Source organism: Streptomyces sp. NPDC001822 (assembly GCF_042892135.1).
GTDB lineage: Bacteria > Actinomycetota > Actinomycetes > Streptomycetales > Streptomycetaceae > Streptomyces.
Map to the genome: position 1 here is coordinate 1 of NZ_JBIATW010000012.1, position 15,727 is coordinate 15,727.

At 71.7% G+C, this 15,727-nt stretch carries 10 protein-coding genes; 8 read left to right on the top strand and 2 right to left on the bottom strand.

Features of this window, described 5'->3' with window-relative positions; translation table 11 throughout:
* Nucleotides 1–138: 138 nt before the first annotated feature.
* Nucleotides 139–324 carry a hypothetical protein gene (locus tag ACFYY2_RS25185; RefSeq protein ID WP_388746624.1) on the top strand — a complete coding sequence of 62 codons (186 nt, stop codon included), beginning with the start codon at nucleotides 139–141 and terminating at the stop codon, nucleotides 322–324.
* Between the two features lie 50 nt (nucleotides 325–374).
* On the top strand, nucleotides 375–3,428 hold the full coding sequence (locus ACFYY2_RS25190; protein ID WP_388746627.1) for an AAA family ATPase: 3,054 nt from the start codon (nucleotides 375–377) through the stop codon (nucleotides 3,426–3,428).
* 52 nt (nucleotides 3,429–3,480) lie between these two features.
* Here ACFYY2_RS25190 and ACFYY2_RS25195 read toward each other — a convergent pair whose 3' ends face one another.
* Complete coding sequence (locus ACFYY2_RS25195) at nucleotides 3,481–4,665, bottom strand: PQQ-dependent sugar dehydrogenase (protein ID WP_388746630.1); 1,185 nt, start codon at nucleotides 4,663–4,665, stop codon at nucleotides 3,481–3,483.
* Nucleotides 4,666–4,784: 119 nt separating this feature from the next.
* The gene (locus ACFYY2_RS25200) at nucleotides 4,785–5,741 is read right to left on the bottom strand and encodes an aldo/keto reductase (RefSeq protein ID WP_388747097.1); all 957 of its coding nucleotides are present in this window, start codon (nucleotides 5,739–5,741) and stop codon (nucleotides 4,785–4,787) included.
* A gap of 130 nt (nucleotides 5,742–5,871) precedes the next feature.
* Between ACFYY2_RS25200 and ACFYY2_RS25205 the strand changes: the two genes are divergently transcribed.
* The 6 genes from ACFYY2_RS25205 (at nucleotide 5,872) to serA (ending at nucleotide 15,557) form a co-directional block, all read left to right on the top strand.
* Nucleotides 5,872–6,822 carry a 2-hydroxyacid dehydrogenase gene (locus ACFYY2_RS25205; protein ID WP_388746633.1) on the top strand — a complete coding sequence of 317 codons (951 nt, stop codon included), beginning with the start codon at nucleotides 5,872–5,874 and terminating at the stop codon, nucleotides 6,820–6,822.
* A gap of 264 nt (nucleotides 6,823–7,086) precedes the next feature.
* Nucleotides 7,087–9,918, top strand: coding sequence for a putative bifunctional diguanylate cyclase/phosphodiesterase (locus ACFYY2_RS25210; protein WP_388746636.1), 2,832 nt, complete (start codon nucleotides 7,087–7,089; stop codon nucleotides 9,916–9,918).
* Between the two features lie 215 nt (nucleotides 9,919–10,133).
* On the top strand, nucleotides 10,134–12,005 hold the full coding sequence (locus tag ACFYY2_RS25215) for an acetolactate synthase large subunit (RefSeq protein WP_388746639.1): 1,872 nt from the start codon (nucleotides 10,134–10,136) through the stop codon (nucleotides 12,003–12,005).
* Nucleotides 12,006–12,027: 22 nt separating this feature from the next.
* Nucleotides 12,028–12,555: an acetolactate synthase small subunit gene (gene ilvN / locus ACFYY2_RS25220; protein ID WP_388746642.1), complete on the top strand. Its 528-nt coding sequence runs from the start codon at nucleotides 12,028–12,030 to the stop codon at nucleotides 12,553–12,555.
* A gap of 105 nt (nucleotides 12,556–12,660) precedes the next feature.
* Nucleotides 12,661–13,662, top strand: a complete 1,002-nt coding sequence (gene ilvC / locus ACFYY2_RS25225; protein WP_388746645.1) for a ketol-acid reductoisomerase — start codon at nucleotides 12,661–12,663, stop codon at nucleotides 13,660–13,662.
* A 302-nt stretch (nucleotides 13,663–13,964) separates the two neighbouring features.
* The gene (serA, locus tag ACFYY2_RS25230) at nucleotides 13,965–15,557 is read left to right on the top strand and encodes a phosphoglycerate dehydrogenase (protein WP_388746648.1); all 1,593 of its coding nucleotides are present in this window, start codon (nucleotides 13,965–13,967) and stop codon (nucleotides 15,555–15,557) included.
* Nucleotides 15,558–15,727: the final 170 nt, after the last annotated feature.

Here is a 15,727-nt window from a genome sequence, read left to right on the forward strand (position 1 = left end):
CGCCCCGCGCCCCCCCCCCCCCCCCCCGGCCCCCACTCCCCCCCCGCCCCCCCCGCCCCCCCCCCCCCCGCCGGGGGGGGGGCCGGCCCCCCCCCCCCCCCCCCCCCACCACTCTCGTTCCACGTCAGGGAGACGATCATGTACCACTACGAACTCCACCAGCTCGCCGTCGGGGAACTGCTCCACCGGGCCGAGGAGCAGCGCACCGTCCGCCAGGCCGTCCTCGCCCGCCGCGCCGCCCGGCGCTCGGCCCGTCGCACAGGACGGGACGAAGCCGAAGGGCGGGTGGGAGACGAACGGGGCCGGTTCGGCCGCGCCGCGTAGCGGTGTATGCCCAGCGGAAAACTCCTCTCGCGAAGTCACACGCGTATGCGATGCTCGGCGACGTGGAGACCAACACCGTCAGCCCCGTCTTCGTCGGCCGGACCGGTGAACTCGCCGCGCTCACCAGCACGTTGACCCGAGCCGCCGCCGGTGAGCCGCAGGCGCTCCTCGTCGGCGGCGAGGCCGGGGTCGGCAAGACCCGGCTGGTCGAGGAGTTCCTCGCGGCGGCCCGCCGCCGCGAGGCCGTCGTGGCGGTCGGCGGATGTGTGGAGATCGGTGCCGACGGTCTGCCGTACGCACCGGTCTCCACGGCCCTGCGCGCCCTGCGCCGGGCGTTGCCCGACGAGCTGACCGAGGCACTGGCGGGACAGGAGGGTGAACTCGCCCGGCTGCTGCCCGAACTGGGCGAGGCCGACCGGGCGCCCGACGACGAGCACGGCACCGCCCGGCTCTTCGAACTCGCGGCCCGGCTGCTGGAGCGTCTCTCCGCGGAGTGCACGGTCGTGCTCGTCCTGGAGGACCTGCACTGGGCGGACGCCTCCACACGCCATCTGCTCGCCTATCTCTTCCGCACCCTGCGCAGCGGCAGGCTGGTCGTGGTCGGGACCTACCGTGCCGACGACGTCCACCGGCGCCACCCCCTCCGGCCGCTGCTCGCCGAACTCGACAGGCTCCGCACGGTCCGGCGCATCGAACTCGACCGGTTCAGCCGTGCCGAGGTGAGGCGGCAGCTCACCGGGATCCTCGCGACCGTGCCGGACGCCGAACTCGTCGACGACATCTTCGAACGCTCCGACGGCAACGCCTTCTTCGTCGAGGAGCTCGCCCGCAGCATCGAATGCTGCGGTGACAGCTCCGGGCTCTCCGACTCGCTCCGGGACCTTCTCCTCGTGCGCGTGGAGGCGCTGCCCGAGAACGCGCAGCGGATCGCCCGGATCGTCGCCGAAGGCGGCTCCACGGTGGAACACCCCCTCCTCGCCGCCGTCGCACAGCTCACCGAGGACGACTTGGACGAGGCCCTGCGGTCCGCCGTGGGCGCCAATCTCCTGCTGCCCGCACCCGACAGCGACGGCTACCGCTTCCGGCACTCCCTCGTGCGCGAGGCCGTCAGCGACGACCTGCTGCCCGGCGAACGCACCCGCCTCAACCGCCGCTACGCCGAAGCACTGGAGGCGGACCCGTCGCTCGTGCGGGCCGAGGAGCGCGCCGCCCGCCTCGCCAGCTACTGGCACGCCGCTCACGACGCGGTCAAGGCCCTGCCCGCCGTGCTGCGGGCGGCCGTCGCGGCCAGACGACGCTTCGCCTACTCCGAACAACTGCGCCTGCTGGAACGGGCCATGGAGCTGTGGGACGACGTCCCGGACACGGTGCGGGCGACCCTGCGGCCCCTGGACTACGCCGAGGTCTACCCCGGCTGCGGCTGCGAGCCGGGGACGAACCCGCTGCGCTACCTCGACCTGATGGCGGAGGCCACCGTCGCCGCCCGCATCAGCGGCGACCGCGAACGCTCCCTGGCCATCGCGAAGAAGGCGCTGCGCGTCCTGGACGGCGAGAACGATCCCCTGCGGGCCGCGTGGTTCTGGGTGCAGCGCTCCCTGCTGATGCAGACGCTCTCCAGGGGCGACGGATGGCAGGAACTCGCCACCGCCCAGGACCTGGTGCGAGGGCTGCAGCCGTCCGCCGTGCACGCGGACGTCCTGGCCGCCGTCGCCAGCTGGGGCGCCCTGCACCGGCCCGGTGCCGAGACGCTGGTGGCCGCGGACCGTGCCGTGGAGTACGCCCGACTGGTGGGCGAGGAGTACATCGAACTCCACGCCCGGCTCACCCGCGGCTGGCTCACCATCGACGCGGGTGCCGTCGAGGAGGGCATCGCCGAGATGTACGCCGTCCGGGCACGGGCCGAGGAACTGCGCCTGGTGGGCGTGATGAGCCGCACCAGCATCAACCTGCCCTCCTCCCTCGAATCCACCGGCCGCTCCCTCGAATCCGTGGAGGCGGCCGAGCACGGCATCGACATCTGTCATCGGCACGGGCTCCCCGAGTCCGAGGCCTGGGCGAGGGCGAACCAGGCACAGTCGTACTTCTCGCTGGGGCGCTGGGAGGAATGCCGCAGGGCCCTCGACGCGGCGGCCCCGCTCGCCCGGTCCCGCAAGTCCAACGGCCTGGTCGCGTCGCACCGCACCGATCTGGCCCTGGCCCGCGGCGACTTCGAGGAGGCCGCGGAGCACCTGGCGGCCAACCGGCGGCACATCGGGCTGCACGACCCCCAGCCGCAACACCTGATCGGCCCGGTCCGGCAGGCCATGACCCTCGCGGCACAGCGGGGCCGGCTCCCCGAGGCGCGCGCCGCCTTCGAGGCGCAGTCGGAGGCCGGGCTCCCCCCGGGCACCCAGCGCTACTCCCTCCCGCTGCTGTACGCCGCCGCGACCATGGAGGCGGACGCACGGGGGCTGCCGGCCACCGACTCGGGACGGCCGGCCGTCCTGGCGCGGATCCGTGGCCATCTGAAGCAGCTCCCCATGCTCGTCCCCGTGTGGGCGGGCTACGGCGTGCTGATCGAAGCGGAACTGGCCAGAGCGGAGGGGGCGGACACCCCGGACCACTGGTGCCGGGCCGCCACGGCTTTCGCCCCGCTCCAGCGCCCCTACGAGACCGCCCAGATCCGTCACCGCTGGGCGGAGGCGATTCTCACCGCATCCGGCGACAGGGAACCGGCGGCCCGCCTCCTGCGCGAGGCCCACGCGGTGGCCGTGGCCCTCGACGCGCGACCGCTCGTGGAGAACGTCGAACTGCTGGCCGGCCGGGCCCGGATCGCGCTCGCCGCGCCGCCCGGAGCCGACGAGCCGCGAGCAGTGGACGTACGCGCGGAGGAAGCGGCTCCGGCGGTCGACGCGGTCGAGTCGTTCGGGCTCACCTCGCGGGAGCGGGAGGTGCACCGGCTGGTCGCGGCCGGCTACACCAACCGCAGGATCGCGGAGGAGCTGTACATCTCGCCGAAGACCGCGAGCGTGCACGTCTCCAACATCCTGGCCAAGCTGAGCGTCTCAAGCCGCGGGGAAGCGGCCGCGCTGGCCCACCGCTTCCGGCTGTACACGGTCGGCTGACCACCGGCAGTCGCCCGGCGACAACGCCTGGCGACACCGCCCGGCCGGGCGGCTACCGCACCTTGAGGAGCAGGATCCGGTCGTCACCGGGCTTCGGTGTCCCGCGGCCGTCCGTGTTGCTCGTGACCAGCCAGAGGGTGTCACCCCCCGCCGCGAGGACCGTGCGCAGCCGGCCGTACTTCCCGTCGAGGAACGCCTGGGGTGCCGCCAGAGGCTCTTCGCCGGGCTTGCCGGAGAGGGGGATCCGCCAGAGCCGCTCGCCGCGCAGCCCCGCCATCCAGATGGACCCCTCGGCATACGCGATGCCACTGGGGGAGGCCTCGGACGTCTTCCACTGGGCCACCGGGTCCACGAACCCCGCCTCGCCCTTCTTGCCCTCCACCTCCGGCCATCCGTAGTTCCGGCCCGGCTCGATCCGGTTCAGCTCGTCCCAGGTGTTCTGGCCGAACTCCGCCGCCCAGAGCTGCTTTCGGCCGTCCCAGGCGAGCCCCTGCACATTGCGGTGGCCGTAGGAGTACACCAGCGAATCGCCCTCCGGGTTGCCGTGCACCGGCTCGCCGTCCGGGGTCATCCGCAGGATCTTCCCGGCGAGCGAGGACTTGTCCTGGGCGAGACCCGTGTCGCCCGTCTCGCCGGTGCCCGCGTACAGCATGCGGTCCGGGCCGAACGCGATCCGCCCGCCGTTGTGGATGGAGCCCTTCGGGATGCCCCGCACGATGGTGTCCGGCGCCCCCAGCTGTTGGCCGGGGGGCTTCTTCTCGTCGTACTGCATGCGGGCGATGCGGTTGTCCGACTCGGTGGTGAAGTAGGCGTAGATCAGGTGGTCCGCGCCGAAGGTGGGGGCGACGGCGAGGCCCAGGAGGCCGCCCTCACCCGACGGGGCGACCCCGGGCACCGAACCCAGCAGGGTCTTCCGCCCGCTGTCCCCGTCGATCCGCGTGATGGTCGCGTCGTCGCGCGACGCCACCAGCAGGTCTCCGCCCGGCAGGGTGGCCAGGCCCCAGGGGGACGCGAGGCCGGTGGTGAACGTCTTCACCACCTCGACCGAGCCCTTGGCGGGCGGCAGATCGGGTGAAGGACTGTCCGAGGCGGAGGGAGCGGTCGCGGTGCCCGTCGCGGACGCGGTGGGAGCACCCTCACCGGCCGCCGGGCCGCCGGAGGACGAGCAGGCGGACAGCAACAGGGAGGCCGAGGCGAGCAGGGCCACCACCCCTTTGCGCAGCACGGGACTCAGCACAGCACCGATCCTTTCGACGGTCGCACGACTACTGTTCTTACACCGCTCCGTCCGCGGAGGTTCCCGATCTCCGCCGATTGTCCCGCCGGCGGACCGGACCCACGAGCGGGACCCACGACTCAGTCCCACGACCCGCGGGCCCGCGGCAGCCCGGCGATCTCCTGGAGGTCGCGGTCCGTGAGCGCGAGTCCGGCCGCCGCGGCGTTCTCCACCACCCACTCCTCACGCTTCGCTCCCGGCACGGGCACCACGTGGCGGCCCTGCCGCAGGACCCAGGCCAGCGCCACCTGCGCGGGAGTGGCGCCGTGCCGTTCCGCGACCCGGCGCAGCCCCGCCACGACCGGCTGGTTGGCCGCCATCATCTCCGAGGTGAACCGGGGGTGTCTGGCCCGCGGGTCGTCCGGTTCGAACCCCTGGCCCGGCTTGAGCGTTCCCGTCAGATAGCCGCTGCCCAGCGGCATCGCGGCCAGCACGCCCACGCCCCGCGCCGCACACCACGGCAGCAGGTCGTCCAGCGCCTGGGGCGACCAGACGGAGACCTCGGCCTGGACGGCGCTGACGGGAAAGACCTGCTGCACCCGCTCCAGCTGCCGGATCGTTCCGTCGTGCGTCCGCGCACCGGGCCTCCGGCCGGCCCGGGCACCCACCGCGCAGAGCCCGAGCGCCCGCACCTTGCCCGCGGTGACCAGATCCGCCATCGCGCCCCAGGTCTCCTCCACCGGGACCTCGGGATCCGCCCTGTGCAGCTGGTAGAGGTCGATCACATCGGTCTGCAGCCTCCTGAGGGAGGCGTCACAGGCCCGGCGCACGTATCCCGGGCGGCCGTTGGCCACGACGTGCTGGTCCCCCACGAGCAGCCCGCACTTGGTCGAGAGGAACGCCTCGGACCTGCGGCCCTTGAGCGCCCTCCCGAGCAGCAGTTCATTGGTGAACGGGCCGTACATGTCGGCGGTGTCGAGCAGTTGGACGCCCGCGTCCAGTGCGGCGAGCACCGTCCGCACCGAGCGGTCGCCACGCTGCTGCGACGTGCTGTAGGCCCAGCTCATCGGCATACAGCCCAGCCCGACCGCACCCACGGACAAGGCCGCCGCACCGATAGTCCTGCGCTCCAACTCCCCGAACCCTCCCTAGGCTGCGCGATCATGGGACCACCAGCACCCCAAAGTAACCTCTGCCGCCGCGACGTCTTCGCATAGCCTCCTGACCATGACCTCCGCAACCGCCAATGACATATGGCTGCCCTTCGCCGCCCATGAGATCGACGGACTCCCCGAGGGCCTCGACTACCGCTTCTGGGACGGTGGTCCGGACTATCCGGCGGACCCCGCCGACTGTGCCTTCTACGTCGTCCCCTACATGAAGGGACCGGAGGTCGCGATCCGCCCGCTCGGGGCGATGGACCGGGTCAGGGTCGTCCAGACCCTCTCGGCGGGCATCGACCACGTCGAGCCCGGGCTCGGGCTGCTGCGCTCGGGGGTGCGGCTGTGCAACGCCAGGGGGGTGCACGAGGCTTCGACCGCCGAGCTGGCACTGGCGCTGGTCCTCGCCTCGCTCCGCGGGTTCCCCGGCTTCGTGCGCGGCCAGGACGCGGAGGAGTGGCGGTCGGGCTTCTACCCGGCGCTCGCCGACAAGTCCGTCCTCGTGGTGGGGTACGGATCGATCGGCGCCGCCATCGAGGACCGGCTCGAACCCTTCGAGTGTGCGCGGGTGGTGCGCGTCGCGCGCTCGGCACGGACCACCGGGCGCGGTCCCGTACACGCGATCGAGGACCTTCCCGCGCTGCTGCCCGAGGCCGACGTCGTCATTCTGTCCACCCCGCTGAACCCTTCCACGCGAGGGCTGGTGGGACCCGAGTTCCTCGCCTCGATGCGTGACGGCGCGCTGCTCGTGAACGTCGCCAGGGGAGGTGTCGTCGACACCGCAGCCCTGCTGTCCGAACTCGAGTCCGGACGCCTGCGTGCCGCGCTCGACGTCACCGACCCCGAACCCCTGCCCGCCGGCCATCCCCTCTGGCATGCTCCCCACACGTTGCTCACTCCCCATGTGGGCGGCAGCACCTCGGCGTTCCTGCCCCGTGCCAAGCGGCTGCTGGCCGGACAGCTCACCCGGTACGCGGCGGGGGAGCCGCTCGCCAACCTGGTGCTCACGACCGGCTGACCACGCGACGGGAGGGGCTCGACCGCACCGAGTTGCCACAACACCCCTGGTGGTCACGGAGAGTAGAGAAGGTATGTCCCTGAGTGACGACTCTGGTGTATCGTCCACAACAGGGCTGCGTCGTGGAAGGGACGGCGCCGGGGGTGAGCCGAACGCGAGGGGGCGACGGGCGATGTGCGGCCAGTGGAGAGACGATCCGACGCTGAGGGGCCGACGGGAGCGGCCGGTACCGAGGGTGCCCGGGCCCGCCCGCGGAGTTCCCCGGTGAGCGCCCTCGGCGCCCTGCTCTCCCGGCAGCCCGCCGCCGACCGCACCGCGGGACTGCGCGCCCAGCTCGCCCTCGCCGCCCTCTGCGCCGGTTACGGGGTGGGGGCCGCCGTCGGCTGGGGATCGCCCCGGCTCGCACTGTTCATGGGCGACTTCGGACTGAGCGCGGCGGCCCTGGTCGCCGCCGTCTCCTGCTTCCTCTACGCCCGCGCCGCCGACATCCGGTTCCGGCCGGCCTGGCTCCTCTTCTCCCTCTCCTCCGCGATGGCGGCGGGCGGCAACGCGGTCTGGGGGTGGTACGAGGTGGTGCTGGGGCGCACGGTGCCCTCGCCCTCGCTCGCCGACCTCTTCTTCCTCTGTTTCGCGCCGCCCGCGATCGTCGGACTGCTCGTCCTCGCCAAGCGGCCGGTCACCAGGGCGGGCTGGGTCTGCCTGGTGCTGGACGCCTGGCTGATCGGCGGGTCCCTGCTGACGCTCTCCTGGAGCCTCGCGCTCGCCCACACGGCACACGTCGTGAACGCGGCGGGTGAGAGCGTCGCGAGGGCGGCACTCTCCCTCGCCTATCCCCTGCTCGACATCGTGCTGGTCTCCATGGTCCTCGCACTGCACTTCCGGCGGGTCAACGTGAACCGCTCCGCGGTGAACACGGCCATCGCGGGCCTCGCCCTGACCGTGGTGTGCGACGCGCTGTTCACCGCCCCGCTGCTGCGCTCGGCGTACCACTCCGGACAGCTCCTGGACGCCGGGTGGTTCGCCGGCTCCCTGCTCCTCGCCTACGCGCCCTGGGGGGCCCGTCGCCACGGGGAGGACAACGCTGTCGGCCCCGCCCCGGAACCGCGGGCCGTGAGCCGTCCCATCGCGGGTTCGCTGGCGGCGCTGACTCCGTACCTCGCCGCGGCGGTGTGCACCCTCGGCATCCTGTACAACGTGGTCGAGGGCCGCCGGGTCGACCGTGTCGTGGTCCTCACCGGCTGCACCGTGGTGCTGGCCCTGGTGCTGCGGCAGGCCATCATGCTCCTCGACAACATCGCCCTCACCCACGAACTGGCCCAGAAGGAGAACTACTTCCGTTCCCTGGTCCAGGGCTCCAGCGACGTCATCATGATCGCCGAGCCGAGCGGGGTGCTGCGCTACGTCAGCCCCGCGGCGGCCGGGGTGTACGGACGTGATGCCGAGGACCTCGTCGGCGCGGAGCTGGCGTCGATCATCCACCCCGACGACCTCGGGGGAGTGGTCCACGAGCTGCGGCGCTTCCTCGCCGCCCCGTCGCGCGACGCGCGCACCACCCGCATCGAGTGCCGCTTCCGTTCGGGTGCGGGGGACTGGCTGCACGTCGAGTCGACGGTCAACCGGCACGAGGGCGGCCTGCTCCTCAACAGCCGGGACGTCACCGAGCGGGTCAGGCTCCAGGCGCAGTTGCAGCACAACGCCGAGCACGACCCTCTCACCGACCTGCCCAACCGGTCCCTCTTCACCGCCCGGGTCGGCCGGGCGCTCGGCGGCCGGAGAACCGGCGATCCCGGCACGGCGGTGCTCTTCATCGACCTGGACGGCTTCAAGGCCGTCAACGACTCCATCGGGCACCAGGCGGGCGACGAGCTGCTGATCCAGGCGGCCCGCAGGCTCCAGGAGTCCGTGCGCACCTCCGACACGGCGGCGCGCCTGGGCGGCGACGAGTTCGCCGCCCTCATCGTCGGTGACGGCACCCGCGACCAGGCCGCGAGGGAATGCCAGGTCCACGAGATCGCCGAGCGGCTGCGCCTGAGGCTCTCCCAGCCGTACCGGATCGGCACCGGGGACGTCAGGGTCGCCGCCTCCATCGGCGTCGCCTTCGCCGAGCCCTCCATCACGCCCAAGGACCTCATGCGCAACGCCGACCTCGCCATGTACCGGGCGAAGGCGGGCGGCAAGGACCGGGTCGAGCTGTACGCCCCCCAGATGCAGGCCGACGTGGTGCGCCGGTCGGAGCTGGCCGCGAGGACCCGCACCGCCCTGCGCGACGGCGAGTTCGCCCTGCTGCACCAGCCCGTCGTCCACCTGGCCACCGGGACGGTCGCGGCCGTCGCCGCCCAGGCGCGGTGGCGGTCCTCCCAGGGCATCCTCTTCACCCCCGCGGAGTTCCTCAGGGCGCCCGAGGACGGCGAGCGCGCCGCCGAGCTGAGCGCCTGGCTCCTGGAGGAGGCCGTCGAGCAGGCCGCCGACCGGGCCGGTGCCGGGCACGCCGTCTCCGTCTGCGTGCGGGTCCCGGCCGCCAGGCTGCTGGACCGGACCCTCCCCCCGGGATCGGTCGAGGCGCTCCTGACGCGGTACGGGCTCCCCTCCGGCGCCCTGATGATCGAGGTGGCCGACAGCGACCCCCGGATCTCCTTCGACGAGCTGGAGCAGCGGCTGGTGTCCCTGCGCCGCCTCGGCGTGCGGATCGCGCTCGACGGCTTCGGCAGCGGGTACGCCGCCGTCAACGCCCTGCGCCGCCTCCCCGTCGACGTGCTGAAGCTGGACCGCTGCCTGGTGGAGGGCGTGGTCGAGTCGGCGAGACTCCACAAGATCACCAGCGGGCTGCTGCGGATCGCCGGCGACCTCGGCATGCAGTCCGTGGCCGACGGGGTGGACGTGCCCGAGCAGGTGCGGGCCCTGCGCGCCATGGGGTGCACACACGGCCAGGGCATGGCCTTCGCCGGACCACTGGACGAATACCGCCTGCGGCGGACGCTGGTCCGCGGGAAGTACCCCGTCCCGGGCCTCGGCCAGGCCGCTCGGCCGGTGCTCGCGGGCGGCGCGATTCCGCTCCAGACCCGCTCACATAATGAGACGGCCGTCCCACCCACTTGACACCGCACGCGTGCCGGAGAGAGGGTCAATGCCATGCGCACCCGAATTCTCGTACTTGGAAAGCGCGTCGGCTGAAGCGGGTCACTCATGGAAACCCTGCAGACCGCACCGGCGCGCTCCCCTCGCTTGCCTCACGGCACGAGGGGTTTTTTGTTGCACCGGGACCTCTCAAAACCCCACAAACACACCGCATAAACCCTCAGCTTCGAGAAGAGATGCCGATGACCGAGCAGGCCACCGGGGCCCAGCACCCGCAGCCGCGGGCCCGTAACGGCGGACCGTCCTCCGCCTCCGTTGAGCACCTCACGGGCGCGCAGTCCCTCATCCGTTCTCTCGAGGAGGTCGGGGCCGACACCGTGTTCGGGCTCCCCGGCGGCTGCATCCTCCCGGCGTACGACCCGCTGATGGACTCCACCCGCGTCCGGCACATCCTGGTCCGCCACGAGCAGGGTGCGGGCCACGCGGCCACCGGCTACGCGCAGGCCACCGGCAAGGTCGGGGTCTGCATGGTCACCTCGGGTCCCGGCGCCACGAACCTGGTCACCCCGATCGCCGACGCCGCGATGGACTCGGTGCCGATGGTCGCGATCACCGGCCAGGTGGCCTCCGCCGCCATCGGTACGGACGCCTTCCAGGAAGCCGACATCTGCGGCATCACCATGCCGATCACGAAGCACAACTTCCTGGTCACCCGCGCCGAGGACATCGCGCACACCATCGCCGAGGCCTTCCACATCGCCTCGACCGGCCGCCCGGGCCCCGTCCTCGTCGACATCGCCAAGGACGCCCTGCAGGCGAAGACGACCTTCAGCTGGCCGCCCACGATGGACCTGCCCGGCTACCGTCCGGTCACCAAGCCGCACGCCAAGCAGATCCGCGAGGCCGCCAGGCTGATCACACAGGCCCAGCGCCCGGTGCTGTACGTCGGCGGCGGCGTCCTCAAGGCCGGCGCCACCGCCGAGCTGAAGGTCCTGGCGGAGCTCACCGGAGCCCCCGTCACCACCACCCTGATGGCGCTCGGCGCCTTCCCCGACAGCCACCCGCTGCACGTGGGAATGCCCGGCATGCACGGTTCGGTCACCGCCGTCACCGCCCTGCAGAAGGCCGACCTGATCGTCGCGCTTGGCGCCAGGTTCGACGACCGGGTCACCGGCAAGCTCGACAGCTTCGCGCCGTACGCCAAGATCGTCCACGCCGACATCGACCCCGCCGAGATCGGCAAGAACCGCGCCGCCGACGTCCCGATCGTCGGGGACGCCCGGGAGGTCATCGCCGACCTCGTCCAGGCGGTCCAGGCGGAGCACACCACCGGCACACCCGGCATCTCCGCCCAGGAGCGGTACGCGGCCTGGTGGAAGGATCTCGACCGCTGGCGCGAGACCTATCCCGTCGGCTACGACCTGCCCGAGGACGGCAGCCTCTCGCCGCAGCAGGTCATCCAGCGCATCGGTGAACTCGCCCCCGACGGCACGATCTTCGCCGCGGGCGTCGGCCAGCACCAGATGTGGGCCTCGCACTTCATCCAGTACGAGCAGCCGGCGACCTGGCTCAACTCCGGCGGCGCCGGGACCATGGGCTACGCCGTCCCGGCGGCGATGGGCGCCAAGGCCGGCATGCCGGAGCGCGCCGTCTGGGCGATCGACGGCGACGGCTGCTTCCAGATGACCAACCAGGAACTCACCACCTGCGCCCTCAACAACATCCCGATCAAGGTCGCCATCATCAACAACGGCGCGCTCGGGATGGTCCGCCAGTGGCAGACCCTCTTCTACAACCAGCGCTACTCCAACACCGTGCTGCACACCGGCGCGGACCCGGACGGCGTCCCCGCCAAGGGCACCCGCGTCCCGGACTTCGTCAAGCTGTCCGAGGCCATGGGCTGCCACGCGATCCGCTGCGAGGACCCGGCCGACCTGGACAAGGTCATCGCCGAGGCCAACGCGATCAACGACCGTCCGGTCGTCATCGACTTCATCGTCCACGAGGACGCGATGGTGTGGCCGATGGTCGCCGCCGGAACCTCCAACGACGAGGTCATGGCGGCGCGCGGTGTCCGTCCCGACTTCGGCGACAACGAAGACGACTGAGAGACAGAGAGAGACCGACTCCATGTCCACCAAGCACACGCTCTCCGTCCTGGTCGAGAACAAGCCGGGTGTCCTCGCCCGGATCACGGCCCTGTTCTCCCGGCGCGGCTTCAACATCGACTCGCTCGCGGTCGGTACCACCGAACACCCCGACATCTCACGCATCACCATCGTCGTGAACGTCGAGGGCCTGCCCCTGGAGCAGGTGACCAAGCAGCTCAACAAGCTGGTCAACGTGCTGAAGATCGTCGAACTCGAGCCCGCCGCGGCGATCCAGCGCGAGCTCGTCCTGGTGAAGGTCCGCGCCGACAACGAGACCCGCTCCCAGATCGTCGAGATCGTCCAGCTGTTCCGCGCCAAGACCGTCGACGTCTCGCCCGAGGCCGTCACGATCGAGGCGACCGGGGGCGCCGACAAGCTGGAGGCGATGCTCAAGATGCTGGAGCAGTTCGGCATCAAGGAGCTCGTCCAGTCCGGCACCATCGCCATAGGGCGCGGCGCGCGCTCGATCACCGACCGTTCTCTGCGCGCACTCGACCGCACGGCGTAACCCTTCACGGGTCGGCTCGCCGCTCGCATGGCGAGACCCCGCAACGTATCCACGCACCCCGCCGTACGGTGGGACGCAACACCTGCACACCAAGGAGAAGACCCAGTGGCCGAGCTGTTCTACGACGACGATGCCGACCTGTCCATCATCCAGGGCCGCAAGGTCGCGGTCCTCGGCTACGGCAGCCAGGGCCACGCCCACGCGCTGTCGCTGCGTGACTCGGGTGTCGACGTCCGTGTCGGTCTGCACGAGGGTTCGAAGTCCAAGGCCAAGGCCGAGGAGCAGGGCCTGCGCGTGGTCACCCCGGCCGAGGCCGCGGCCGAGGCCGACGTCATCATGATCCTCGTCCCGGACCCGATCCAGGCCCAGGTCTACGAGGAGTCCGTCAAGGACAACCTCAAGGACGGCGACGCGCTGTTCTTCGGCCACGGTCTGAACATCCGCTTCGACTTCATCAAGCCGCCGGCCAACGTCGACGTCTGCATGGTCGCCCCGAAGGGCCCTGGCCACCTGGTCCGCCGTCAGTACGAGGAAGGCCGCGGCGTCCCGTGCATCGTGGCCGTCGAGCAGGACGCCTCGGGCAAGGGCCTGGAGCTCGCCCTGTCCTACGCGAAGGGGATCGGCGGCACCCGCGCCGGCGTCATCAAGACGACCTTCACCGAGGAGACCGAGACCGACCTGTTCGGTGAGCAGGCCGTTCTCTGCGGTGGCACCGCCGCTCTGGTCAAGGCCGGGTTCGAGACCCTGACCGAGGCCGGTTACCAGCCGGAGATCGCCTACTTCGAGTGCCTGCACGAGCTGAAGCTCATCGTGGACCTCATGTACGAGGGCGGCCTGGAGAAGATGCGCTGGTCCATCTCCGAGACCGCCGAGTGGGGCGACTACGTCACCGGCCCCCGCATCATCACGGACGCCACCAAGGCCGAGATGAAGAAGGTCCTCGCCGAGATCCAGGACGGCACCTTCGCCAAGGCGTGGATGGCCGAATACCACAACGGTCTGCCCAAGTACAACGAGTACAAGAAGGCCGACAGCGACCACCTGCTGGAGACCACCGGCAGGGAGCTCCGCAAGCTCATGAGCTGGGTCGACAACGAGGAAGCCTGAGTTCCCGGCCGGGGGCGGGCCCGCGAGGGTCCGCCCCCGGCCGCGCACGGCCCTTCTCACCCCGTGTCACCGCGGGGGAGGGACGGGTGGCGGGAACGCGCCGTACGTCTGTGCAGACCGTCCAACCCCGTGCGGGTGACCTTTCCATCAGGGCGCTGCCGACGCCCGGCCGCATGACTACACTTCCCCTCAACACATACACGCGTCAGGGCCCACAGCGTCGTGCGTCTTCCACGCGGCTAGCCCCTCCACCGCCTGCGGCCGTCGGGACGGCCGTCCGCACTGGACTTGTGAGGACACACGTGAGCTCGAAACCTGTCGTACTCATCGCCGAAGAGCTGTCGCCCGCCACGGTCGACGCACTGGGTCCGGATTTCGAGATCCGGCACTGCAACGGCGCGGACCGCGCCGAGCTCCTCCCCGCCATCGCCGACGTCGACGCGATTCTGGTGCGCTCCGCCACCAAGGTCGACGCCGAGGCCATCGCCGCCGCGAAGCAGCTCAAGGTCGTCGCCCGCGCGGGTGTCGGTCTGGACAACGTCGACGTCTCCTCGGCCACCAAGGCCGGCGTGATGGTCGTCAACGCCCCGACCTCCAACATCGTCACCGCCGCCGAGCTGGCCTGCGGCCTGCTCGTGGCGACCGCGCGGAACATCCCGCAGGCCAACACCGCGCTGAAGAACGGCGAGTGGAAGCGGTCCAAGTACACGGGCGTGGAGCTCAGCGAGAAGACGCTCGGCGTCGTCGGCCTCGGCCGCATCGGCGTGCTGGTCGCCCAACGGATGTCCGCCTTCGGTATGAAGATCGTCGCCTACGACCCCTACGTGCAGCCCGCGCGCGCCGCGCAGATGGGCGTCAAGCTCCTCACGCTGGACGAGCTGCTCGAGGTCTCCGACTTCATCACCGTGCACCTGCCGAAGACCCCCGAGACGCTCGGTCTCATCGGCGACGAGGCGCTGCACAAGGTGAAGCCCTCGGTGCGCATCGTCAACGCCGCCCGCGGCGGGATCGTCGACGAGGAGGCGCTCGCCTCCGCACTCAAGGAGGGCCGCGTCGCCGGCGCCGGTCTGGACGTGTACACCAAGGAGCCCTGCACGGACTCCCCGCTGTTCCAGTTCGACCAGGTCGTCTGCACGCCGCACCTCGGCGCCTCGACCGACGAGGCGCAGGAGAAGGCCGGCATCGCCGTCGCGAAGTCCGTCCGTCTGGCGCTCGCCGGTGAACTCGTCCCCGACGCGGTCAACGTCCAGGGCGGCGTCATCGCCGAGGACGTGCGTCCCGGACTGCCGCTCGCCGAGAAGCTCGGCCGGATCTTCACCGCGCTCGCGGGCGAGGTCGCGGCCCGTCTCGACGTCGAGGTCTACGGCGAGATCACCCAGCACGACGTGAAGGTGCTCGAACTCTCCGCGCTCAAGGGCGTCTTCGAGGACGTCGTCGACGAGACCGTCAGCTACGTCAACGCCCCGCTGTTCGCGCAGGAGCGCGGTGTCGAGGTCCGCCTCACCACCAGCTCCGAGTCGCCGGACCACCGCAACGTGGTCACCGTCCGCGGCACGCTGTCGAGCGGCGAGGAGGTCGCGGTCTCCGGCACGCTGGCCGGCCCCAAGCACCTCCAGAAGATCGTGGCGATCGGTGAGCACGACGTCGACCTGGCGCTCGCCGACCACATGGTCGTCCTGCGCTACGAGGACCGTCCCGGCGTCGTCGGCGCGGTCGGCAAGATCCTCGGCGAGGCCGGGCTCAACATCGCGGGCATGCAGGTCTCGCGCAAGGACGCGGGCGGCGAGGCGCTGGTCGTCCTCACCGTCGACGACACCATCCCGCCGGCGGTCCTGACCGAGATCGCCGACGAGATCGGCGCGGCCTCGGCCCGCTCGGTGAACCTCACCGACTGACCGGCCCCCGCACGACGACCCCGCACGACGACCGCGCCCGGCGGACAGACCTCGCTCTGTCCGCCGGGCGCGGTCGTACGTTCCGGTGGCTCGGCCGCGACGCCGGACGGCATTGCCCACGGGGCCGGTCGACCGCCCGGAGCCAGTCCGCCGCCAGGGCCGTCGTGCTC

Excerpts from the sequence above, each read along its gene's own strand:
- ACFYY2_RS25185 (WP_388746624.1), top strand. The coding sequence starts at position 139 with ATGTACCACTACGAACTCCACCAGCTCGCCGTCGGGGAACTGCTCCAC.
- ACFYY2_RS25190 (WP_388746627.1), top strand. The coding sequence starts at position 375 with ATGCTCGGCGACGTGGAGACCAACACCGTCAGCCCCGTCTTCGTCGGC.
- ACFYY2_RS25205 (WP_388746633.1), top strand. The coding sequence starts at position 5,872 with ATGACCTCCGCAACCGCCAATGACATATGGCTGCCCTTCGCCGCCCAT.
- ACFYY2_RS25215 (WP_388746639.1), top strand. The coding sequence starts at position 10,134 with ATGCCGATGACCGAGCAGGCCACCGGGGCCCAGCACCCGCAGCCGCGG.
- ilvN (WP_388746642.1), top strand. The coding sequence starts at position 12,028 with ATGTCCACCAAGCACACGCTCTCCGTCCTGGTCGAGAACAAGCCGGGT.